Genomic DNA, 21091 nt, shown 5'->3' with positions numbered 1-21091 from the left:
GATCGTCATATGTTGAAGAGACAAACTGTTTGGCTGCTAACGATGCTAAGTTTAGTCGTTGTTTTATCCGTTTATTACATCACGGCGCCAAAAGACACAAATAACCATATCGCTTTTGTGGATAATGGAAATGTGGCGGAACAACAAGCAAATGATAAAGAAAAAGCGGATGTGGCTGTGGAGGAAACGGAAGCAAAAAATGGAAATGTTACTTCCAGCGAATCGGGCGATGACGTATTTACTGCGCTTCGCATGCAAATTGAAGATGAACGAAGCCGGTTGCGCGACCAATTAAATGACATTGTCGCTTCCGCAAACGCCACCGCACAGCAAAAAAGCGACGCGCTTGATAAAATTGAAAAGCTGCAAGCGCTGACGGAAAAAGAAGCGACACTGGAAACATTAATCAAATCAAAAGGCGGCTATGATGATGTGCTCGTCCGCGCTGACAACGATAAAGTGCGGGTGACAATTAAAGCAAAAAACCATTCCGCGAAATCCGCCAATGAGGTAATTCATATAGTGAAAAGTGAAATTCCGGAAGCCGATGTGGTGAACGTCGAATTCCAGCCGGCTGGATAACGAAAAATAAGCTGCTCTGTAAAGGGCAGCTTGTTTTTTATGATAAAAAACCATTTTAATGTATAATCATTATGTGTATAATCGTTATGAGTAGATTTTATAACTACATTTTAAACATAGTGAAGAACCTTTTTTATCATCTGAATTAGAAAGAAAGGTGTGGGGAGTATGAAAATCCAGGAAATTCGTGAACTTATTCGTTTAATCGATCAGTCAGGCATCGAAGAATTTGTTTATGAGCATGATGGGACAAAAGTACATATGAAAAAACCGGCGGCTGTGGCACCAGTTCAGGCGGTGGTTGCGCCTGCGGTTGAGCAAGAACAAGTGGTTAAACCGGCAGCGGCAGCAGAGGAAGTAAAACCGCAAGCGCCAACACAGCCGGTTGCTCCGCCGACAGAAGCGAAACCGCAAGAACCGCCGAAACAAGAAGTGAAAAATACAGAAAATTTACATAAAATCACTTCACCAATGGTCGGGACATTTTACGCAGCTCCATCTCCAGATGCGCCTCCATATGTAAAAGTGGGCGATAAAGTAAAAACAGACACGGTCGTTTGCATTATCGAAGCGATGAAGTTGTTTAACGAAATTGAAGCAGAAGTAAACGGAGAAATCGTTGAAGTGCTTGTTGAAAACGGGCAGCTTGTCGAGTACGGACAACCTCTATTTCTTGTGAAACCGGAATAAGGGAGAGAACGAGCGATGATAAAAAAAGTGTTGATTGCCAACCGCGGGGAAATCGCCGTTCGGATTATTCGCGCTTGCAAAGAGCTTGGAATCGAAACGGTTGCCGTTTTTTCCGAAGCGGATCGCGATGCGCTCCATGTTCAGCTCGCAGATGAAGCGTATTGCATTGGTCCGACAGCATCAAAAGAAAGTTATTTAAACTTTACCAATATTATGAGTGTGGCCACATTGACGGGATGTGACGCCATCCATCCAGGGTACGGGTTTTTGGCGGAAAATGCCGCGTTTGCCGAGCTATGCCGCGAATGCAACATTACGTTTATCGGTCCGAGCCCGGAAGCGATTACGAAAATGGGAATTAAAGATGTTGCCCGTGAGACGATGCGGGAAGCTGGCGTGCCAATTGTCCCTGGTTCGCAAGGAATTATTGAAAGTGTGGACGAAGCGGTTGCGTTAGCGAACGAAATCGGCTATCCAGTCATCATTAAAGCGACGGCAGGCGGGGGCGGAAAAGGAATTCGCGTGGCAAGAAACGAACAAGAGCTCGTGAAAGGAATTAACATAACCCAGCAAGAAGCGGCCACCGCGTTTGGCAACCCGGGGGTATACATTGAAAAATACATTGAAGATTTCCGCCATGTGGAAATCCAAGTGCTTGCGGATTCTTATGGAAACGTTATTCATCTCGGCGAGCGCGATTGCTCGATCCAGCGCCGCCTGCAAAAGCTTGTCGAGGAAGCGCCATCACCGGCACTCGATGAAGAAACGCGCCAAAAAATGGGACAAGCGGCGGTGCAAGCGGCGCGCGCCGTCAATTATACCGGCGCTGGAACGGTGGAATTTATTTTTGACTATCGTGCCAAAAAATTCTATTTTATGGAAATGAACACACGCATTCAAGTGGAGCATCCTGTTACGGAGCTGATAACAGGGATCGATTTGATAAAAGAGCAAATCCGCATTGCTTCGGGAGAAAAGCTGGCGCTTACCCAAGACGACGTAACGTTTAACGGATGGGCGATTGAATGCCGGATCAATGCAGAAAATCCGGAGAAAAACTTTATGCCGTCGCCGGGAAAAATCAACATGTATTTGCCTCCGGGCGGTTTAGGCGTCCGGGTTGACTCTGCGGCATATCCGGGTTATACGATTCCGCCTTATTACGATTCCATGATTGCGAAATTGATCGTACACGCTCCTACCCGTGAAGAAGCAATCGCCCGCATGAAGCGAGCGTTAAGCGAGTTTATCATTGACGGCATTCATACAACGATTCCGTTCCACATAAAATTATTTGAGCATGAAAAATTTGTGAAAGGCGAGTTTAATACGAAATTTCTTGAGTTATATGATATTATGAAGTCATAACGGGAGGTGTTGTGTACGATGTCAGAACATATTTTTGAAATGGAGCAAGAACAAGGCGGATTAGGAAAAGTGGAAATTGCGCCGGAAGTCATTGAAGTAATCGCCGGCATCGCCGCAAGCGAAGTGGAAGGAATTGCGCAAATGCGCGGGAACTTCGCTGCTGGTGTTGTCGAACGCTTCGGGAAGAAAAATCACGGAAAAGGGGTAAAAGTCGATTTAAGAGAAGAAGGAGTCGCGATCGACATTTATTGTCTCGTGCAATTCGGCGTTTCGATTCCAAACGTAGCGAAAAAAGTGCAAGAAAACGTTCGCCAAGCCCTTTTTAACATGACAGGGCTTGAAACGAGCGAAGTGAACGTTCATATCGTCGGCATTCAGTTTGATGCAGGAAAGCAAGAACAAGAAGCGGAACAATGAACAATAAAGGTGAAGGGGCGCATTCGCTTAGCGTGGGTGCCCCTTTGTATTTTTGCAGAAAGTTTGTTATTGTTATGAACGAGCCTTTTTTTATTGCAAGGGAGATGCAAGGGGGGCAAAGAAGCATTGATTTTGGCGCAGGAGCAGGCGGAGAATAAGCCGTAATGATTTGTGCCAACGGCAGTATCGTTTATCCGAAAAATATGGTATGATCATCATATTAATGTTCGTGTTTAAGGAAGGAGGCCAAAATGATGAAGAGGCATGAAGCAAGGGAAAAGGCGCTGCAGGCACTGTTTCAAATTGATGTCGGCCGCATTCCTCCCGAAGAGGCGCTGCAAAACGTAATGGGCGGCGAAGAGGCCGATTCGTTTTTGCGGCAGCTTGTCTTTGGCGTCACGGAGCATCAAGAAGAAATCGATGAATTGTTGCGCGCCAACTTGGAAAAATGGACGTTAGAGCGTGTCGCTAACGTTGATCGCGCGATTTTGCGAATGGCGGCATATGAAATGAAATACCTTGACGATGTTCCTGTCAAAGTGAGTTTAGATGAAGCGGTCGAATTAGCCAAAAAATTTGGCGATACGAAATCAGGCCGGTTTGTCAACGGCGTGCTTTCGAAAGTGAAAGATGCGTTACATATTCAAGAATAGAGAGGGGAAATAGGAACGATGACAGCACAAATCATTAGCGGTGCAGAGTTGGCAAAAGAAAAACGCGCGCAATTGGCAAAAGAGGTGGAGCGGCTGAAACGGGAAGGAATCGAGCCGGGGCTTGCCGTCATTCTTGTCGGCGATGATCCTGCTTCCCATTCTTATGTGCGAGGAAAACAAAAAGCGTGCGCAGAAGTTGGGATCCGCTCAACATTGTTGACATTTCCGGCTACGATTACGGAAGAATTTTTATTGGGGAAAATCAAAGAGTTGAACGAAGATCCGTCTGTGCACGGCATTTTAGTGCAGCTTCCGCTTCCAAAACACATTGACGAATTGAAAGTGATTGAAACAATTTCGCCTGAAAAAGATGTCGACGGATTTCATCCTATTAACGTAGGAAGAATGATGGTCGGGCAAGATGCGTTTCTCCCTTGCACGCCATACGGCATTTTAGTGATGGTAAAGTCCATCGGGATAGATATCGCCGGGAAACACGTGGTTGTCGTCGGCCGCAGCAATATCGTCGGCAAGCCGGTCGGGCAGTTATTTTTGCGCGAGCATGCGACCGTCACCTATTGCCATTCGCGAACAAACGATTTAGCTTCCATTACGCGCCAAGCCGACATTTTAATCGTTGCTGTCGGAAAAGCGCGCTTTATTGGGACGGAGCATGTGAAACAAGGGGCTGTCGTCATTGATGTCGGCGTCAACCGCCTAGAAAGCGGAAAGCTGTGCGGCGATGTCAATTTTGAGGAAGTAAAGGAAGTGGCAAGCTACATTACGCCGGTTCCGAAAGGGGTCGGGCCGATGACGATCACCATGCTGCTTCATAATACGATCGAAGCGGCAAAGAAACATGCGCATCGGCAAGTTCATAAATAAGCGAGGGTTATGCTTGTGGCGGAAGTTAAATATGTGACCGTTGGAGCGCTGACAAAATATATTAAGCGCAAATTTGAAGTGGATCCTCATTTGCGCGACTTATGGATCAAAGGCGAAATTTCTAACTTTAAATATCATTCGCGCGGCCATATGTACTTTACGTTAAAAGATGAGCAAGCCCGCATTCAGGCTGTCATGTTTGCCGGATACAACCAATATTTGTCGTTTCGCCCGGAAGATGGCATGAAAGTGCTCGTTCGTGGCGAAATTTCCGTTTACGAGCCGAGCGGAAACTATCAAATTTATGTGAAAGAAATGCAGCCGGAAGGAATTGGAAATTTGTATTTGGCGTATGAGCAACTAAAAAAACGGCTTGAGGCGGAAGGGTTGTTTTCTGCCGAACATAAAAAGCCGATTCCTGCATTTCCACGCTATATTGGCGTCGTCACTTCCCCAACCGGCGCGGCGATTCGCGATATTTTGACGACGATCCGCCGCCGCTATCCGATCGCGACGGTGATTTTGTTTCCGACGCTTGTCCAAGGGGAGGAAGCTGCCGGATCGATCGTCCGTTCGATTGAAAAAGCGAATGAGCTTGGCTATATTGATGTGCTGATTGTCGGGCGCGGAGGCGGCTCGATTGAAGAACTGTGGGCGTTTAATGAAGAAGCGGTCGCCCGCGCGATTTTTGCTTCGAAAGTGCCGATTATTTCTGCGGTTGGGCACGAGACGGATTTTACGATCGCCGATTTTGTCGCTGATTTGCGCGCCCCGACGCCAACCGGTGCCGCCGAGCTGGCGGTGCCGCATGTAACGGAGCTGATGGAGCGGATTTCGCAACGGAAATTGCGGCTGATGCGCGCGATGAAAGAAAAAATTGCCGCAGAATCAGAGCGGCTTTTGCGGTTGCAAAAATCATACGCGTTTCGTTATCCAGAAAAATTGTACGAGCAAAAAGAACAGCAATTGGATGCTTTATTAGAACGGCTGCAACGCCATACAGAGCGGCTTTTCGACAAAAAACGCGAGCAGCTTGAGCAGTTGCGCCTGAAGTTGCTGCGGCATCACCCGGCTGAGCAGCTGTCAAGAATGAAAGAAAAACATGAATCGCTTGTCAAATCGCTGGAAAAAGAAATGCGCTCCCATATTCATCATCAACAGCTTCGCTTTACGTCTCTCGTTTCACATTTGCACGCGCTAAGTCCGCTCAAAATAATGGAGCGCGGCTATAGCTTAGTTTATAATGAAAAAAAGGAACTTGTGAAAAGCATCCGCCAGCTTCAATTAGGAGATACGATTCAAGTACGCTTGCAAGACGGGCAAGTTGATTGCCACGTATGGGGAATGGAGGAGAAGCAGCTACATGAGTGAGGAAAAAGAGCTTACTTTTGAAGAAGCGATGGCAAAATTAGAAGAAATTGTGGAAAAATTAGAAGAAGGAAATGTGCCGCTTGAGCAGGCAATTTCCTTTTTCCAAGAAGGAATGAAGCTTTCTAAACTATGTCATGACAAATTGCAGAATGTAGAAAAACAAATGGAATACATTTTACGAGAAGACGGGCAACTCGCTCCTTTCTCGCTTCAGGAGGAGGAATAACATTTGAACCGGGCGGAAGTGGAACGGTTTTTACAGCAACAAAAACAACGTTTGGAAAATGCTTTGCCGCATTATATAACAAGAATGGCTGCTCCTGAAACGATAAAGCGGGCGATGTCTTATTCGCTGGAGGCAGGGGGAAAGCGCATCCGTCCGCTTTTGTTGTTTGCGACATTGCATTCGTTCGGTAAAGAGCCGGATATTGGGCTTCCGGTGGCGTGCGCCATTGAGATGATTCATACATATTCGCTGATTCACGATGATTTGCCGAGCATGGATAACGATGATTTGCGGCGCGGCAAACCGACGAATCATAAAGTGTTCGGGGAAGCGATGGCCATTTTGGCGGGAGACGGATTGCTCACTTACGCGTTTCAAGTGATCGCTGAAGCCAATGATGCCCGCATTTCTCCAATGACAAAGATCCGGTTAATTGAAGAATTGGCGAAGGCGGCAGGACCGGAAGGAATGGTGGCGGGACAAGTTGCCGATATCGAAAGCGAAGGGAAGCAGCTTTCGCTTGAACAGCTGGAATATATTCATCGCCATAAAACGGGGAAAATGCTGCAATACAGCGTATTGGCTGGCGCGCTTCTTGCAGACGCGAACAATGAACAGCTGCGCCATCTCGATCTGTTTGCTTCCCATCTCGGTCTCGCTTTTCAAATTCGCGATGATATTCTTGATATTGAGGGACTGGAAGAAAAAATGGGCAAACGGGTTGGCAGCGACATGGAAAATAAAAAAGTGACCTATCCATCGCTGTTAACGATTGCCGGGGCGAAGGAAAAGCTATCTTTCCATATTGCAGAAGCAAAACGTTATTTGCAAAAAGCAGAAATAGATGGCAGCGTACTAACTTATATTTGCGATTTAGTCGCTACGCGCGATCACTAAAGAAGCGCTCATTGCTGATTTTTTGCGGATATGTTATAGTAAAATAATAGAGAGTTTTTTCATGCGTGCCGTTATCACAACTGTGTTAGCGGCTCTTTTTCTCTTTTTGAACGGAAATCGATTTTTTATGTTTAATCATGTATAATAATAACTAACTTCTGTATTATATCAGCTGCAGGGAAAGTGAACGATCAAAACGAAAGCGAGTGATCTCGTTTGGATGTTACCAAAATAAAAAATCCGCGCTTTTTAAAAAATATGTCGACAAAGCAGTTAATCGAATTGAGTGCTGACATTCGCAAATTTTTAATTGAAAAGCTGTCGAAAACAGGCGGGCATATCGGCCCGAATTTAGGGGTTGTCGAGCTGACGATTGCGCTCCATAAAGTGTTTGACAGCCCGAAAGATAAGCTGATTTGGGATGTCGGTCATCAATCGTACGTCCATAAAATTTTGACAGGGCGGGCGTCCGAATTTGATACATTGCGGCAATATAAAGGCTTATCGGGATTTCCAAAGCGGAGCGAAAGCGAACATGACGTGTGGGAGACCGGACATAGCTCCACATCGTTGTCTGCGGCGATGGGGATGGCGATCGCCCGCGATTTAAAGGGAACGGATGAATACATCGTTCCGATCATTGGTGACGGAGCATTAACAGGCGGCATGGCGCTTGAGGCGTTAAATCATATCGGCCATGAGAAAAAAGATATTATCGTCGTTTTAAACGATAATGAAATGTCGATTGCCCCGAACGTCGGCGCCTTGCATAATGTGTTAGGGCGGCTGCGGACAGCCGGCAAATATCAATGGGTGAAGGACGAGCTGGAGCTTTTATTAAAAAGAATTCCTGCTGTCGGCGGCAAGCTGGCGGCAACGGCGGAGCGCATTAAGGATAGTTTAAAATATTTGCTCGTTTCCGGAGTTTTTTTTGAAGAGCTAGGGTTTACGTATTTTGGTCCTGTTGATGGCCACAATTTTGACGATTTGCTTGAGAATTTGCATTATGCTAAAAAAACAAAAGGACCTGTGCTTCTTCACGTTATTACGAAGAAAGGAAAAGGATATAGACCGGCGGAAAATGACAAAGTTGGCACATGGCATGGCACCGGGCCATATAAAATCGAAACTGGCGATTTTCTGAAACCGGTGGATGCTGCACCGTCATGGAGCGAGCTTGTCAGCGAAACGGTGCGGAAATTGGCGCGCACAGATAAACGGATTGTCGCGATAACGCCGGCGATGCCAGTTGGTTCAAAACTGGAAGGATTCGCAAGCGAATTTCCTGAACGAATGTTTGATGTCGGAATTGCGGAGCAGCATGCGACAACGCTTGCCGCTGGGCTTGCCTCGCAAGGGATGAAGCCGTTTTTGGCGATTTATTCGACGTTTTTGCAGCGGGCGTATGACCAAGTCGTTCATGATGTCTGCCGGCAAAATTTAAACGTTTTTTTCGCGATTGACCGGGCCGGGTTGGTCGGCGCGGATGGCGAAACACACCAAGGGGTGTTTGATATCGCCTTTTTGCGCCACATTCCAAACCTTGTGATTATGATGCCAAAGGACGAAAACGAAGGGCAGCATATGGTGTTCACGGCGATTCAATACGATGACGGGCCGATCGCGCTTCGTTTTCCGCGCGGCAACGGGCTTGGCGTTAAGCTCGACGAAGAATTGAAGAAAATTCCGATAGGAACGTGGGAAGTATTGCGCGAAGGCCGCGATTTAGCGATTTTAACGTTCGGCACGATGATTTCCATGGCGCTAGAAGCGGCAGAGAAGCTTGCCAAAGAGAATATTTCAGTGAAAGTCGTGAACGCGCGTTTTATCAAACCGATGGATGAGGCAATGTTGCATGATTTGTTAGAAAGCAATATCCCTATTTTAACGATTGAGGAAGCGGTATTGCAAGGCGGCTTTGGCAGCGCCGTTTTGGAATTTGCCCACGACCACGGCTATCACCAAACGGTGATTAACCGGATGGGCATCCCCGACCGTTTTATTGAGCACGGCAGCGTCAAAGAGCTGCTGAATGAAATCGGCTTAACGACAGCGCATATTATTGACCGCGTAAAAACGATGATACCAAGAAAACAAAAAAGGGCATGAGAGATGAAAGGGAAAAAAGAACGACTGGATGTTTTACTTGTGCAACGAGGCTTAATCGAGACGCGTGAAAAAGCCAAACGGGCGATTATGGCTGGGCTTGTGTATGCAAACGAAGTCCGGCTAGACAAGCCGGGCGAAAAAGTTCCCGTAGATATCCCGTTAACGGTAAAAGGAGAGGTGCTTCCGTATGTTAGCCGCGGCGGTTTGAAGCTCGAAAAAGCGCTGCGCCTGTTTGATGTTAGCGTCCAAGATAAAATTGTTTTGGACATAGGGGCATCTACGGGAGGGTTTACCGATTGTGCGTTGCAACATGGCGCGAAGCTGTCGTACGCGCTTGATGTCGGCTATAATCAGCTGGCATGGAAGCTGCGCCAGGATGAGCGCGTCGTTGTGATGGAGCGGACGAATTTCCGGTACGTCACGCCCGATTATTTTACGAAAGGGCTTCCACAATTTGCAACGATCGATGTCTCCTTTATTTCACTAAAACTAATATTACCTGTATTAAAGATGGTGATTGTCCCCGGAAGCGATGTGGTCGCTCTTGTCAAGCCGCAATTCGAAGCGGGCAGGGAAAAAGTCGGCAAAAAAGGCATCGTTCGCGACCCGGACGTGCATGAGGAAGTGTTAACGTCCATCATCGACTTTGCGCTGAGCGAAGGGTTTGATGCCATGAATTTATCGCACTCTCCGATTACCGGCGGTGACGGAAATATTGAATTTTTGCTTCACCTCCGCTTTGAAGGCGGCAAAGAAATAGGGGAAAATCGCCTGCCGAAATCAGTCAGCGAGGTAGTGAAAGAAGCCCATTTGCAGCTGAAAACCCGGGAATAACGGCGATGGTTATTCCCGTTTTTTCCGTGAAATTACTTGTGCGAGGTGTCGAATTTGAATAAAGGGCAAAGGCATATTAAAATTCGCGAAATTATTATGAATCATGAAATTGAGACGCAAGACGAGCTTGTGGATATGCTGAAAAAGGCGGGATTTAATGTCACGCAAGCCACTGTTTCCAGAGATATTAAAGAACTGCAGCTCGTCAAAGTGCCGATGGCCAATGGCCGCTATAAATATAGCCTTCCTTCCGATCATCGCTTTAATCCTACGCAAAAATTAAAGCGTGCGTTAATGGATGCGTTTGTCAAGCTGGATGGAGCTGGCAATTTGCTCGTCTTAAAAACATTGCCGGGCAATGCGCACGCCATTGGCGCTTTGCTTGATAATTTAGATTGGAACGAAATCGTCGGAACGATTTGCGGTGATGACACTTGCCTTATTATTTGTCGCACAGCTGAAGATGCCGAAAGGGTTTCCGGGCAATTGTTAGGAATGCTTTAAAAATGGGGGTGATTCCACTTGCTTGCGGAATTATCCATAAAAAATTTTGCGATTATTGAATCGTTGTCGGTTTCGTTTGACAAAGGGCTGACCGTGCTGACCGGGGAAACAGGAGCGGGGAAGTCGATTATTATTGACGCCATCCAGCTGCTGATCGGCGGGCGCGGTTCGGCGGAATTTGTCCGCTATGGGGAAGAAAAGGCGGAAATAGAAGGGCTTTTTTTATTGGATAATGAAAACCATCCATGCTATGACAAATGTGCGGAAGTCGGCATCGATATTAGCGAAGGCATGGTTGTTTTGCGTCGCGAAATTTTCGCGAATGGAAAAAGCGTGTGCCGCGTCAATGGAAAATTAGTGACAACAGCGATATTGCGCGATATCGGTTCAACGCTTGTCGATATTCACGGCCAGCATGAACACCAGGAATTGATGGATCCGTCGCGCCATCTTCCGCTGCTCGATGAATATGGGGGAGAGGAAATTGCCGCCGCGCTGGAAGAATACCGGGCTGTTTATGAGAAATATGAGCAATTGCGGAAGAAATTGAAAAAGCTGAATGAAAATGAGCAGCAAATGGCCCATCGCCTTGATTTATTAACATTTCAGCTCGATGAAATTCAAAAAGCAAATTTGCAAGTAAATGAAGATGAACAACTAATGGAAGAAAAAGTAAAAATTATGAACTTCCAAAAAATTTATGAGGCGCTTAAACATAGCTATGAGGCGTTATCCGGTGAACACCGCGGGCTTGACTGGATTGGTCTGGCCATGAGCCATTTAGAAGATGTCACCTCTATCAGCCCGGCATTGAAAGAAGCGTACGAAACGATTGCGAATAGTTATTATTTATTAGAGGATATTACGTATAAATTGAGCGATGAACTTGAACAATTAGAGTATGACCCGGCCCGCCTCGATTTTATTGAAAGCCGTCTTAGCGAAATTAATCAGTTAAAACGGAAATACGGAGCGACCATCGAAGAGATTTTGCAATATGCTGAAAAAATTGCGGAAGAAATCGATGAACTCCAACATCGCGAAACCCATATCCATGAACTGCAAAAAGAATTGAAATCGGTGACGGAAGATTTATTAATCGAAGCGAAAAACGTGACGAACGTCCGCCAAAAATACGCAAAAATGTTAATTAACCATATTCATCAAGAATTAAAAGATCTATACATGGAAAAAACGCAATTTGATATCGTATTTACGAAAAGAGAAGGAACGCTCGATGCGCCGCTGCTGGACGGCGTGCCTGTGAATTTTCATGAAGATGGCGTCGATGAGGTGGAATTTTACATTTCTACCAACGTGGGCGAACCGTTAAAACCGCTGGCGAAAATTGCTTCCGGCGGCGAATTGTCGCGCATTATGCTCGCGTTAAAAAGCATATTTTCGAAACATCAAGGCGTTACGTCCATTATTTTTGATGAAGTCGATACAGGCGTCAGCGGCCGGGTTGCGCAGGCGATTGCTGAAAAAATTTACCGCGTCTCGATTGGCTCGCAAGTGCTTTGTATTTCCCATTTGCCGCAAGTAGCGGCGATGGCGGATACGCATTTGTTTATTGCAAAGGAAACGGACGGAAATCGGACAAGAACATCAGTAAAAACATTATCGGACGAAGAAAAAGTAAAAGAAATCGGCCGAATGATTTCCGGGGTGGAAATTACAGAACTAACAAAGCAACATGCAAAAGAGCTGCTGGAGCTAGCGGCAAAAATCAAAGGATGAAACGCTATCCATTATGGGTAGCTTTTTTTATTAGGGAAAGCGATTATATTTCCGCAGTTTAAGGCAAAATTAAAACTGTAGCCGCTTTTAAGAAGGGTGTAGGTGGGAGCGAGGAGAGTGAAAGCGATTGAATACAGAGGCAATCCGAAAAATAATGGGGATTTTTCTCCTTGTTTCGCTGACAATGATTAGTATGGCAAAACCGGTCAAAGAGTATTTGCAAATTCCAAAACAAATCGTGATGTTTGAAGGAGAAGCGATGCGATTTTCTTCAACAGCGCTCCCAGTCCAAACGACAGTAAAAGACGCTTCTAAATCGATAGAAATTCACAAACATGCTCATTCGTTTTCTGTAAAAGCAAAGCAACGTGGAGAAAAGCAAATGGTATTGGAAGTTGCTGGAATGCCGGTGAAGCAAGTGGATGTGAAAGTGTTGCCAAGTTTAAAAGTCATTCCCGGCGGGCAATCGATTGGCGTGAAGTTAAATACGGTAGGAGTTCTTGTTGTTGGCTACCATCTGGTCGAAACAGAAAACGGAAAAAAATCGCCGGGTGAACTTGCCGGGATTAAAGTGGGAGACATGATTACCGGCATTAACGGGAAAAAAATCGAAAACATGGATGATCTTTCCCCTTTTATTGAAGAGGCAGGAAAAATAGGAAAACCGCTTCAGCTTCAAGTGCTTCGGGACCAACACTCCTTTACGACGAAATTAGTTCCGTTAAAGGATAAGCATGATCACGCTTACCGCATTGGATTATATATCCGAGATTCTGCTGCCGGCATTGGCACGATGACATTTTACGACCCGGTTTCCAAAAAATATGGAGCTTTAGGGCATGTCATTTCCGATATGGATACGAAAAAACCAATTGTTGTGCAAAACGGCCAAATCATGAAATCAACCGTAACATCCATTGAAAAAGGAAGCAGCGGCAATCCTGGCGAGAAATTAGCGCGGTTTTCAAGCGATAGAGAAGTTATCGGAAATATTACCGATAACAGTCCGTTTGGCATTTTTGGAACGCTGTCCAAACCGGTAGACAACGGAATTTTTACGAAACCGATTCCGGTTGCGTTATCGAGTCAAGTCAAGGAAGGGCCGGCAAAAATGTTGACTGTTGTGGAAAATGATAAAGTCGAGCCATTTGATATTGAAATTGTTAGTACCATTCCACAAAAATTTCCAGCCACCAAAGGTCTTGTCATTCGCGTCACTGATCCGCGTTTATTAAAAAAGACGGGCGGAATCGTTCAAGGAATGAGCGGAAGCCCGATTATTCAAAACGGGAAATTAGTCGGCGCAGTTACACATGTATTTGTCAATGATCCGACATCTGGCTATGGCGTTCATATCGAATGGATGTTGCACGAAGCAGGAATTGATATATATGGAAAATCGGATAAAAAGGCGAGCTAACATGCAGCTCGTCTTTTGAAATTTTATTTACAAAAAATTTCGTGAAAAACGTCATAAATTTAGCTTTTTTTGCATAGATATTTGATGAAACATCATATAAAATGAATATGTAAACGATTTTTCGATAAAATCATGTTTGTATTTTATAAAAAAATGTCAAATCAGGTCGTTTTTTGGTATAATTTCAAAAAATATTTGTTTTTTTAATATTTTTAAAAAAGTGAAAGGATTTTTCAACATGTTGTCGAATTTGTCACAATAGAAATTTTCATCTACATAGCAATAGAATTTTGGGAGTAAGGGGGAAGGTTTTCTTGAAAATTAAAGTATGTATTGCGGACGATAACCGTGAGTTAGTGAATTTGCTCGAAGAATATATTTCCAGCCAAAGCGACATGGAAGTGATCGGGACTGCTTATAATGGCCAAGATTGCTTATATATGCTCGAGGAAAAACAACCGGATGTGTTATTGTTAGACATTATTATGCCTCATTTAGATGGATTGGCCGTATTGGAAAAAATTCGTGCGAAGCGGGAAAAACAACCGAGCGTGATCATGCTGACAGCATTTGGCCAAGAAGATGTAACGAAAAAAGCGGTTGAACTTGGCGCCTCTTATTTTATTTTAAAACCGTTTGACATGGAAAATTTAGTGTATCATATCCGCCAAGTGCATGGAAAAACGGCACCAATGGTGAAAAAAGCGGCGTCTGCCTACCAAACGCGGGATAACAGGCCGAAAAATCTGGACGCAAGCATTACGAGCATCATTCATGAAATCGGCGTTCCGGCGCATATTAAAGGATATTTATATTTACGTGAAGCGATCGCCATGGTGTATAACGATATTGAATTGCTCGGCGCAATTACGAAAGTGCTTTACCCGGACATTGCCAAAAAATATAACACAACGGCCAGCCGTGTCGAGCGGGCGATCCGCCATGCGATTGAAGTCGCTTGGAGCCGCGGCAATCTCGAATCGATTTCTTCCTTATTCGGCTACACCGTCAGCGTGTCGAAAGCCAAACCGACAAACAGCGAATTCATCGCGATGGTCGCCGATAAGTTAAGATTAGAGCATAAAGCTTCTTAAAGCCGCTAATATCAACGGTTTAAATGTCATGGAATAATTTTACATCAAGTTATAAAAAGCCAATAAATCGGATTTTAAACCAATAAACTTTTTCCATCTCACCCAATAAATCGAATGATTTATTGGGTATTTCTTTTTATTGAGATGGGGAGGTTAAATCATGAAGCTAAGTGAATTGGACTTTTATTTGCAGGATTTTTTGTTGTATTGCCAAAGTAAAAACTTATCACCAAAAAAACGCTGTCATCATATGAACAATCATTAAAGCTGTTTATTGCTTATTTAAAAAACGAACACGGGATTGAAGAGGTGGATGCTGTTCGTACGGGACACATAAGACAATACATTACTTACCTTCAAGAACGGGGAAAATATACGGTTGTAAACAGGGAAGCATCGAGATTAATTAATCGCCCAGAGAACCGAAGAGACTACAATAAGAAAATCTCGAACGTCATAATCAACAACTACATTCGAAATATTAAAGTGTTCTTTAACTGGTTGCATGAAGAAGGAGAAATTCATAAGAACCCTGTGGAGAAAATTGAGCAGATTAAAACCGAAAGAAAGCAAAAAGCAGGAATTAGCCAAGAGGAATTTAATTTGTTGCTTAGTCAATTTGATTACACCACGTTTCATGGGTATAGAAACAAAATCATTACCATGCTGTTGCAGGATACAGGAATGAGAATTGGTGAATGCCTTGCTTTAACGGTTGATGAGATTGATTTTAAGCATCGAGTGATATTAGTGAAAAAAACAAAAGGGCGAAAAGAGCGGTATGTGTATTTTTCACAGGTAATGGCGAGGGAACTAAAACATTACATACGATTTAAGGACAGACATACAGATACGGAACTGTTGTTTCCAACAACACGGAATACCCCGCTTACCGTACACTCATTTGAAAAACAACTTAAACAAGCGGGAGAGCGGATAGGATTGTCTATTCATCCACATCAAATACGAAACAATTTTGCAAGGCAGTATTTGCTAAATGGTGGTGACCTTTATACGTTGAGCAGAATATTAGGTCATAGCTCTGTAAAAGTCACGGAAGAGGCTTATATGGACTTAACAAGAGAGGAAATGCAAAGAAGTATCAACAACATTCCCCTTTGGCTAAATGGAAAATAAGATAGATATTAATATTTAAGAAAGAAGCGGAAATTCCGCTTCTTTCTTCAAAGTGTTGAAAAAGTCGGACGTCAAGAAAAAGTTCACGAGGAGTGTGAACTTTTTCTTTTCTTTTTCTCTTCCATTTGGTAGGTTAGATATAGACCATATTGTTGGAGTGATCGCAATTTGGTCCACTTTTTGAGGTTTTGGATCATGGCGGTGATCCAAACCTGAATTTGTACTTGCCGGACTCCACGGTATCGTGTGAAACGAAGACCGTGGAGTTCTTTGCTTTCGGCGAAACTTCGCTCAATCGTCGATGGACGTACCGATCGCAACACTTTTCCTCTCATCGATAATCGTTGTTTCCGCATTCGTTCGTAGATATCTTGATGAACGGAAACTCGAAATACACGATCCTTTGCGCCTTTTGCGGCAGGACATCCCACACAACTTCCTTTTACTGCTGGTTTGTACTCATGATATCCAGAACGGGTGGACGTCGAATAGGTGAACTTTACGCCAAAGGGACACGCATACACATCGTCTGTGACTTGCTGGAACTTTACGGAACGACAATCGGGATGTTCCTTTCGATGAAAACGTCGATACGACATATACGCCAAAATTCCTTTTTTCTCTAATTCTCTTGCTAGTCGGGCGTTATAATAGCCAGCGTCTAACACTATTTCTTCGGGAGAATATCCTACTCGATGTTCAACACGCTCGATTCGCCCCATCAAAATACGATGGCCAGGCACGGTGGCGGCAGTCACGTAAGCATCCAAAATAAAATTATGCAAGGTGTCAACGATTCGATGATCGTGGAACGCAAAGAGACCACGCGGATCGTGTTTGACCGATAACCCAGCATCTGGATCTGTGGTGCTACAGATCATCTTTTTGGTTGCCAGCTTCTCTGCTTTGGGAGCTAACGGTTTTTTTCCATGCTGTTGTCGTTTTTCATTGACCAGTTGTAACACGTCCTCTTCTTCTTTCACCGCCATCGTCTGAATCACTTGGATGCGTTTTCGTTTATTGGCATTCGCTTTTAACTCTGTTTCATCCGCTGCCCACGTGTCCGGAGACAAGAACCCATCTTCTTGAATCCATTGAAGGACATGATCAAATAACGCTTCCCATACATCGGGATCGACCCGATGGCGAAGAAACTTGGAAACGCTGGAGTGGCAAGGGACTTTATCGGTGGGGGAAATGCCTAAAAACCAGCGATACGTGGCGTGTTGCTGGATTTGTTTACAGGTAAACCGAACGGATCGAAACCCTTCCAGATATTGAATCATGAGGATTTTTACAAAAATCAACGGATCAATCGTGGGGCGACCAATGGTACTTGGATAAAACGGTTCAAGTAACTGATATACACTGTTCCAATCCATCAATTTGTCGATTTGAACCAAGATATGGTTAGGATCATACATGGATTCATAAGCTTGACGATTTTGTTGAATCTCTAAGTTCGATTGGTAGTAGTACATAAGTGGTTTCTCCTCATCAGTTGTTTTCTCAACATATATCATAAAAAAACGATTTTGTCTCTTGACAAAATCGTTTTTCAACAGTCTGAACCACCTTATGGGTGGTTTTTCATTGGTCGAACGATAACAGACAACCATGTCAATAAAAATTGGCACATCGATGAATGAAATAACAGCACAAGTTATCCACAGTTATTTCAGGGTAGAGTCTTAAAATAAAAAACGCCACCCCGTTCGGAGTGACGCCCTGCTTCAACATATCCCACGATATCATCATAGCACATCTGATACAAAATACTCTGTCATCTTTCTGTTATTTTTCCTTCACTTCTCTTTCAGTTTTCTGTCACTTTAAAAATAGGCTCTGTTTGGACTGAGATCTCGTTCTTTAAACTGTTCAAAACCCTAGCTAACATTCATACGTTGAGAGATAGAATCGTCTATATGGTCTGAACAAAGATGATGTAAAACCAAACACCGTCACGAATTCAAATGGCGAGCGGTATTACGATCCAGAGACGGCAAGGTTTATCTCGATTTATCCATATCCTGGTAATAGAATATGATAACTCTCCGACAAATGTAATTCAACCCCTTTTTTTATAATTTTTTACTTTTATAATATAAAATGTAGATTAAATTCTATATAAAAAAGGAGGAATTATCTATGTTAACTAAAACAAATAACCAATTAAGATTATCTATGTTTGTAATTATTTCTAGTTTAGTATTGGTATTTAGTACATTACTCGCTCCACTGAAATCCGAAGCTGTAACTTCCAATGATATTCCGGATCATTCAGAAATTAATTCAGAAATAACTAATATTGTGATTGCATATACTAAATTCGATGAGAAGAAAAATAAGATTGTTATTACAAATAAGAAAGAGTTAAAAGAACAGCTAAATTTAATAAATAATGCGCCATCATACAAAGAGGTAGTTAGTGTCATTGAAAAATTTAACAAAGTTATAAATAGTGCTGAAGGTGAAAACTTAAAAAAGTATTTTAGAAGAAGTAAATACACAAAATAATAATATAGTATCGATACAAAAAATCAGCGGTTGTGGAGCAGCATCCATTGCAGGTTTCGCGCATACTACTGCGTTTACTGGTCTTATGACTCTTGCTGGAATAAGTGGTCCAGCTGGTTGGGCAATAGGAACTGGTGTTGCCGCGGTATGGTTAGGGGCTAGTGCTGCTGCTGGTTGCTTACGATAGTAAGGGGGATAATATGAGCAAAAGTGACTTTAAAGCATTTCTGGGTGGAAAGGTAGATATTTTTTCTCGAGGCACTTTTCAGCAACTCATTTTTCTAATTATCTTTTCTCCCCTTTTCACAAGCATGTTTAAGGAAAAAGTTTTGCTTTATGCCATCTTTGTTTTATTAATTACAATCAGTAATTTGGGTGTTGAGTATTTTGCTATAACAAAAAAAGGTCCTAGTCCTAAAAATTATATAGGATTGTTTTTGTTAATTAGTCTCCCTATCAATATTATAATTTTGTTGATTTTTTATATCATGCCTTAATAAGTATTTTCAAAGTAATGACCCTATAATTTATCAAGAACGTGTTGCAAAACGTATAACGAATGCATAAATACACATAAAAAATCCACCACCTTGGAAATCATATACAGTGACCAAAAAACAACTCTCCAAGGGGTGGGCACTATCATGATTTCCAATTTAAACAACGAACATGCATGGCCTTATGAAATTGATCCAATTTTAGAAGCATTATTTCGATATGTTGACTCGCTATCATTGCCCGAAACACCGTATGTGACAGGAAGACCGCCGGTGTCGAAAAAATCGTTGTTGAAATGTTTCTTTTTGAAAACCTATTTTGCTATTGGTTCCTTGCGAAAATTAGTACGCATTCTGCAGCGTTTTCGCTGTTTTCAACGGGCCTGTGGGCTTGGTGAAGTCCCTCATCTGTCTACGTTCTCCCGCGCGGCGAAGTGGTTCCGGGAACAGGGATTTCCTGTTTTTCATGCACAACTGCTCAAAGATCTAGAAGTTCGGTATCCTCAAATTGTGCTGATCGACAGCACAGCTCTTCGAAGCAGTCTTTACGATTCGCAAGCAAAGTGGGGAGTGTCCACCCGATACCACTGGTTTAAAGGATATAAGCTTCATCTCTGCACCACTGCCGAGGGAATCATTTTATCTCATGTGTTGACCACAGCGAATCGGAATGATGCAGCAGTAGCACCAGAATTGCTTGTTTCTTTAAAGCAGTGGGATATCGAATTGGTATTGGGCGATGCCGCATATGACAGCGAAAAGGTTCGTCAAACAGCGGAGCAGTCAGGAATCCTATTGCTTTCCCCTATCAACCGCCGCAATAGCGAAGAACGAAAAGACGCCTATGGACGTGTTCTTCCTGTCTTTTTGAAAACAAGGTTTGGCCAGTGGCTGTTTGGACTTCGTCGTGAGATTGAACGAGTATTTAATGAATTAAAGAGTGACGGGTTGGAACAGCCAAGATGGTATGGATTTCATCGATATTTACTACATGTGTTATGTTGCATCCTTATGCATAATTTCGAGTTTTTACTCTAGTTTTGCAACACCATCTAAAAATTTAAAAAGCAACTTGTCCAGAACAATTTAAAATGATACGATAATGTTAGTGACACTATTGGTCAATAAATATCTGAAAGTGATACCTATAAATATAGCTGATATTTAATTATCTGAAAATTTTCCAACCCTTGATACATAAAGGATTTACACCGTCAGCGTGTCGAAAGCCAAACCGACAAACAGCGAATTCATCGCGATGGTCGCCGATAAGTTAAGATTAGAGCATAAAGCTTCTTAAAACGGTTAACATGGCTGATATTACTGGGTTTTTATCTGTATCCGGCGTATAGTTACCAATAAATTTCTTTTCATGGCAGTTAATAAACCGTTTGTTTACTGAAAGGCACCATTCTTTTATTGGTTTGTTAACCAAATCAATAAAAGATGGTGTCTTTTTTGGGGTTAACAGGTATCGAACTGCAATGGATAATTTGAAGCAACACAAAAGGCTTATCTAGATTTTACTGATAAGGAAGTGTCAACAGCATTCACCATTAAATAATTTGGAAGTTTAAAGAGGTAAACAAAATGCAGTACAACCTTCCGGGCACTAATAAAATGGCAATTGTTGAAGCTATTCACTGGCATACAAAAAAGTTACTGAAGCATCCAAATATAGAAAAACTTGTGAATGGTAAATATCAGAATGAATATAAAGCTGCCTTATTGCGTTGGAAGAAAGAACTGAATAGAAAAGCATTAGCGGAAAGAAACCATAAAAGCAAAAAAACAGCCACGTGTTACCAGCACGTGACCAAAAATTTCAGCCGATTGACCATTATGGGGGTAAACCGCATGTCACCATCATTTTATCGAAAAAAATGTGATGGCACAAGAATGAAGGATTGACTGCGGTGTTCCGTTACATATTGGGGAAAAGGAAAAATGCTGGCTTCTTGTTTTTGCCCAAGCAGGATGGCTAAATCGTACTTGCCTTCTTTTATCCCGTTGTTGTGAGAATCACTTCATGGTTAGCCAAAGGGAGGATAGATAATATAGAGGTCCGTAACAGCTGAATAGTGAGGTGAGTAATTTTGCTGCAATAGAAAACTTAGAAGACAAAGATTTAAAACGCATAACGAATGCAT

Annotated in this window: 22 protein-coding genes and 1 pseudogene; 22 read left to right on the top strand and 1 reads right to left on the bottom strand. The window is 43.2% G+C overall.

Going from position 1 to position 21091, the window contains the following annotated elements:
- Nucleotides 1–9 precede the first annotated feature (9 nt).
- From AOT13_RS16500 to AOT13_RS16425, 17 genes are all read left to right on the top strand, one after another.
- On the top strand, nucleotides 10–582 hold the full coding sequence (locus tag AOT13_RS16500; RefSeq protein WP_003249247.1) for a SpoIIIAH-like family protein: 573 nt from the start codon (nucleotides 10–12) through the stop codon (nucleotides 580–582).
- Between the two features lie 168 nt (nucleotides 583–750).
- On the top strand, nucleotides 751–1272 hold the full coding sequence (gene accB / locus AOT13_RS16495; RefSeq protein WP_003249250.1) for an acetyl-CoA carboxylase biotin carboxyl carrier protein: 522 nt from the start codon (nucleotides 751–753) through the stop codon (nucleotides 1270–1272).
- A gap of 15 nt (nucleotides 1273–1287) precedes the next feature.
- A complete protein-coding gene (gene accC / locus AOT13_RS16490) occupies nucleotides 1288–2640 on the top strand; it encodes an acetyl-CoA carboxylase biotin carboxylase subunit (protein WP_003249251.1) in 1353 nt (450 codons plus the stop codon).
- Between the two features lie 18 nt (nucleotides 2641–2658).
- The gene (locus AOT13_RS16485) at nucleotides 2659–3057 is read left to right on the top strand and encodes an Asp23/Gls24 family envelope stress response protein (protein ID WP_003249254.1); all 399 of its coding nucleotides are present in this window, start codon (nucleotides 2659–2661) and stop codon (nucleotides 3055–3057) included.
- The gene (locus AOT13_RS20240) at nucleotides 3054–3215 is read left to right on the top strand and encodes a hypothetical protein (RefSeq protein ID WP_013876646.1); all 162 of its coding nucleotides are present in this window, start codon (nucleotides 3054–3056) and stop codon (nucleotides 3213–3215) included. Before AOT13_RS16485 ends, AOT13_RS20240 begins: the two co-directional genes overlap by 4 nt.
- A gap of 96 nt (nucleotides 3216–3311) precedes the next feature.
- Nucleotides 3312–3710, top strand: coding sequence for a transcription antitermination factor NusB (nusB, locus tag AOT13_RS16480; protein ID WP_003249255.1), 399 nt, complete (start codon nucleotides 3312–3314; stop codon nucleotides 3708–3710).
- Nucleotides 3711–3728: 18 nt separating this feature from the next.
- Nucleotides 3729–4595, top strand: a complete 867-nt coding sequence (folD, locus tag AOT13_RS16475; protein ID WP_042383520.1) for a bifunctional methylenetetrahydrofolate dehydrogenase/methenyltetrahydrofolate cyclohydrolase FolD — start codon at nucleotides 3729–3731, stop codon at nucleotides 4593–4595.
- Nucleotides 4596–4604: 9 nt separating this feature from the next.
- Nucleotides 4605–5966, top strand: a complete 1362-nt coding sequence (gene xseA / locus AOT13_RS16470; protein ID WP_003249259.1) for an exodeoxyribonuclease VII large subunit — start codon at nucleotides 4605–4607, stop codon at nucleotides 5964–5966.
- Nucleotides 5959–6192, top strand: a complete 234-nt coding sequence (locus tag AOT13_RS16465) for an exodeoxyribonuclease VII small subunit (protein WP_003249261.1) — start codon at nucleotides 5959–5961, stop codon at nucleotides 6190–6192. Before xseA ends, AOT13_RS16465 begins: the two co-directional genes overlap by 8 nt.
- A 3-nt stretch (nucleotides 6193–6195) precedes the next feature.
- Nucleotides 6196–7089 carry a polyprenyl synthetase family protein gene (locus tag AOT13_RS16460; RefSeq protein WP_042383522.1) on the top strand — a complete coding sequence of 298 codons (894 nt, stop codon included), beginning with the start codon at nucleotides 6196–6198 and terminating at the stop codon, nucleotides 7087–7089.
- Between the two features lie 216 nt (nucleotides 7090–7305).
- Nucleotides 7306–9198: a 1-deoxy-D-xylulose-5-phosphate synthase gene (gene dxs, locus AOT13_RS16455; RefSeq protein ID WP_003249266.1), complete on the top strand. Its 1893-nt coding sequence runs from the start codon at nucleotides 7306–7308 to the stop codon at nucleotides 9196–9198.
- Nucleotides 9199–9201: 3 nt separating this feature from the next.
- Nucleotides 9202–10032, top strand: coding sequence for a TlyA family RNA methyltransferase (locus AOT13_RS16450; RefSeq protein ID WP_003249269.1), 831 nt, complete (start codon nucleotides 9202–9204; stop codon nucleotides 10030–10032).
- Between the two features lie 54 nt (nucleotides 10033–10086).
- Nucleotides 10087–10536, top strand: coding sequence for a transcriptional regulator AhrC/ArgR (ahrC, locus tag AOT13_RS16445; protein WP_003249270.1), 450 nt, complete (start codon nucleotides 10087–10089; stop codon nucleotides 10534–10536).
- Between the two features lie 18 nt (nucleotides 10537–10554).
- The gene (gene recN, locus AOT13_RS16440) at nucleotides 10555–12276 is read left to right on the top strand and encodes a DNA repair protein RecN (RefSeq protein ID WP_042383525.1); all 1722 of its coding nucleotides are present in this window, start codon (nucleotides 10555–10557) and stop codon (nucleotides 12274–12276) included.
- Between the two features lie 127 nt (nucleotides 12277–12403).
- Nucleotides 12404–13696 (top strand): SpoIVB peptidase, encoded by a 1293-nt coding sequence (spoIVB, locus tag AOT13_RS16435; RefSeq protein WP_003249274.1) that lies wholly within the window; start codon nucleotides 12404–12406, stop codon nucleotides 13694–13696.
- Nucleotides 13697–14010: 314 nt separating this feature from the next.
- Nucleotides 14011–14790 carry a sporulation transcription factor Spo0A gene (spo0A, locus tag AOT13_RS16430; RefSeq protein ID WP_003249276.1) on the top strand — a complete coding sequence of 260 codons (780 nt, stop codon included), beginning with the start codon at nucleotides 14011–14013 and terminating at the stop codon, nucleotides 14788–14790.
- A 225-nt stretch (nucleotides 14791–15015) separates the two neighbouring features.
- Entirely contained in the window at nucleotides 15016–15927 is a 912-nt protein-coding gene (locus AOT13_RS16425; RefSeq protein ID WP_376700121.1) for a tyrosine-type recombinase/integrase, read from the top strand.
- Nucleotides 15928–16010: 83 nt separating this feature from the next.
- On the opposite strand, the gene AOT13_RS16420 is transcribed toward AOT13_RS16425, so the two are convergent.
- On the bottom strand, nucleotides 16011–17408 hold the full coding sequence (locus AOT13_RS16420) for an IS1182 family transposase (RefSeq protein ID WP_042386311.1): 1398 nt from the start codon (nucleotides 17406–17408) through the stop codon (nucleotides 16011–16013).
- Nucleotides 17409–18075: 667 nt separating this feature from the next.
- On the opposite strand from AOT13_RS16420, the gene AOT13_RS16415 reads away from it, so the two are divergent.
- The 5 genes and pseudogenes from AOT13_RS16415 to AOT13_RS16400 all read left to right on the top strand — a co-directional run bounded on the left by AOT13_RS16415 (nucleotide 18076) and on the right by AOT13_RS16400 (nucleotide 20852).
- A complete protein-coding gene (locus tag AOT13_RS16415; RefSeq protein WP_013876653.1) occupies nucleotides 18076–18444 on the top strand; it encodes a hypothetical protein in 369 nt (122 codons plus the stop codon).
- Nucleotides 18445–18644: 200 nt separating this feature from the next.
- Nucleotides 18645–18941 (top strand): hypothetical protein, encoded by a 297-nt coding sequence (locus AOT13_RS16410; RefSeq protein WP_013400420.1) that lies wholly within the window; start codon nucleotides 18645–18647, stop codon nucleotides 18939–18941.
- A 147-nt stretch (nucleotides 18942–19088) separates the two neighbouring features.
- Complete coding sequence (locus tag AOT13_RS16405) at nucleotides 19089–19979, top strand: ISNCY family transposase (protein WP_045844703.1); 891 nt, start codon at nucleotides 19089–19091, stop codon at nucleotides 19977–19979.
- A 169-nt stretch (nucleotides 19980–20148) separates the two neighbouring features.
- Nucleotides 20149–20241 (top strand): annotated as a pseudogene (locus tag AOT13_RS20235) (sporulation transcription factor Spo0A); the annotation flags it as partial.
- Between the two features lie 290 nt (nucleotides 20242–20531).
- Entirely contained in the window at nucleotides 20532–20852 is a 321-nt protein-coding gene (locus AOT13_RS16400) for a hypothetical protein (protein ID WP_013876655.1), read from the top strand.
- Nucleotides 20853–21091 lie beyond the last annotated feature (239 nt).

It is taken from the genome of Parageobacillus thermoglucosidasius (assembly GCF_001295365.1).
GTDB classification, from domain to species: domain Bacteria; phylum Bacillota; class Bacilli; order Bacillales; family Anoxybacillaceae; genus Parageobacillus; species Parageobacillus thermoglucosidasius.
The sequence above is the reverse complement of the archived record's forward strand: the minus strand, read 5'-3'. Positions and strand labels throughout refer to the sequence as shown.

What these genes read in the sequence shown, in the direction of transcription:
- AOT13_RS16500 (WP_003249247.1), top strand. Translation starts at nt 10, where the DNA reads ATGTTGAAGAGACAAACTGTTTGGCTGCTAACGATGCTAAGTTTAGTC.
- accB (WP_003249250.1), top strand. Translation starts at nt 751, where the DNA reads ATGAAAATCCAGGAAATTCGTGAACTTATTCGTTTAATCGATCAGTCA.
- accC (WP_003249251.1), top strand. Translation starts at nt 1,288, where the DNA reads ATGATAAAAAAAGTGTTGATTGCCAACCGCGGGGAAATCGCCGTTCGG.
- AOT13_RS16485 (WP_003249254.1), top strand. Translation starts at nt 2,659, where the DNA reads ATGTCAGAACATATTTTTGAAATGGAGCAAGAACAAGGCGGATTAGGA.
- AOT13_RS20240 (WP_013876646.1), top strand. Translation starts at nt 3,054, where the DNA reads ATGAACAATAAAGGTGAAGGGGCGCATTCGCTTAGCGTGGGTGCCCCT.
- nusB (WP_003249255.1), top strand. Translation starts at nt 3,312, where the DNA reads ATGAAGAGGCATGAAGCAAGGGAAAAGGCGCTGCAGGCACTGTTTCAA.
- folD (WP_042383520.1), top strand. Translation starts at nt 3,729, where the DNA reads ATGACAGCACAAATCATTAGCGGTGCAGAGTTGGCAAAAGAAAAACGC.
- xseA (WP_003249259.1), top strand. Translation starts at nt 4,605, where the DNA reads ATGCTTGTGGCGGAAGTTAAATATGTGACCGTTGGAGCGCTGACAAAA.
- AOT13_RS16465 (WP_003249261.1), top strand. Translation starts at nt 5,959, where the DNA reads ATGAGTGAGGAAAAAGAGCTTACTTTTGAAGAAGCGATGGCAAAATTA.
- AOT13_RS16450 (WP_003249269.1), top strand. Translation starts at nt 9,202, where the DNA reads ATGAAAGGGAAAAAAGAACGACTGGATGTTTTACTTGTGCAACGAGGC.
- AOT13_RS16420 (WP_042386311.1), bottom strand. Translation starts at nt 17,408, where the DNA reads ATGTACTACTACCAATCGAACTTAGAGATTCAACAAAATCGTCAAGCT.
- AOT13_RS16415 (WP_013876653.1), top strand. Translation starts at nt 18,076, where the DNA reads ATGTTAACTAAAACAAATAACCAATTAAGATTATCTATGTTTGTAATT.
- AOT13_RS16410 (WP_013400420.1), top strand. Translation starts at nt 18,645, where the DNA reads ATGAGCAAAAGTGACTTTAAAGCATTTCTGGGTGGAAAGGTAGATATT.
- AOT13_RS16405 (WP_045844703.1), top strand. Translation starts at nt 19,089, where the DNA reads ATGATTTCCAATTTAAACAACGAACATGCATGGCCTTATGAAATTGAT.
- AOT13_RS16400 (WP_013876655.1), top strand. Translation starts at nt 20,532, where the DNA reads ATGCAGTACAACCTTCCGGGCACTAATAAAATGGCAATTGTTGAAGCT.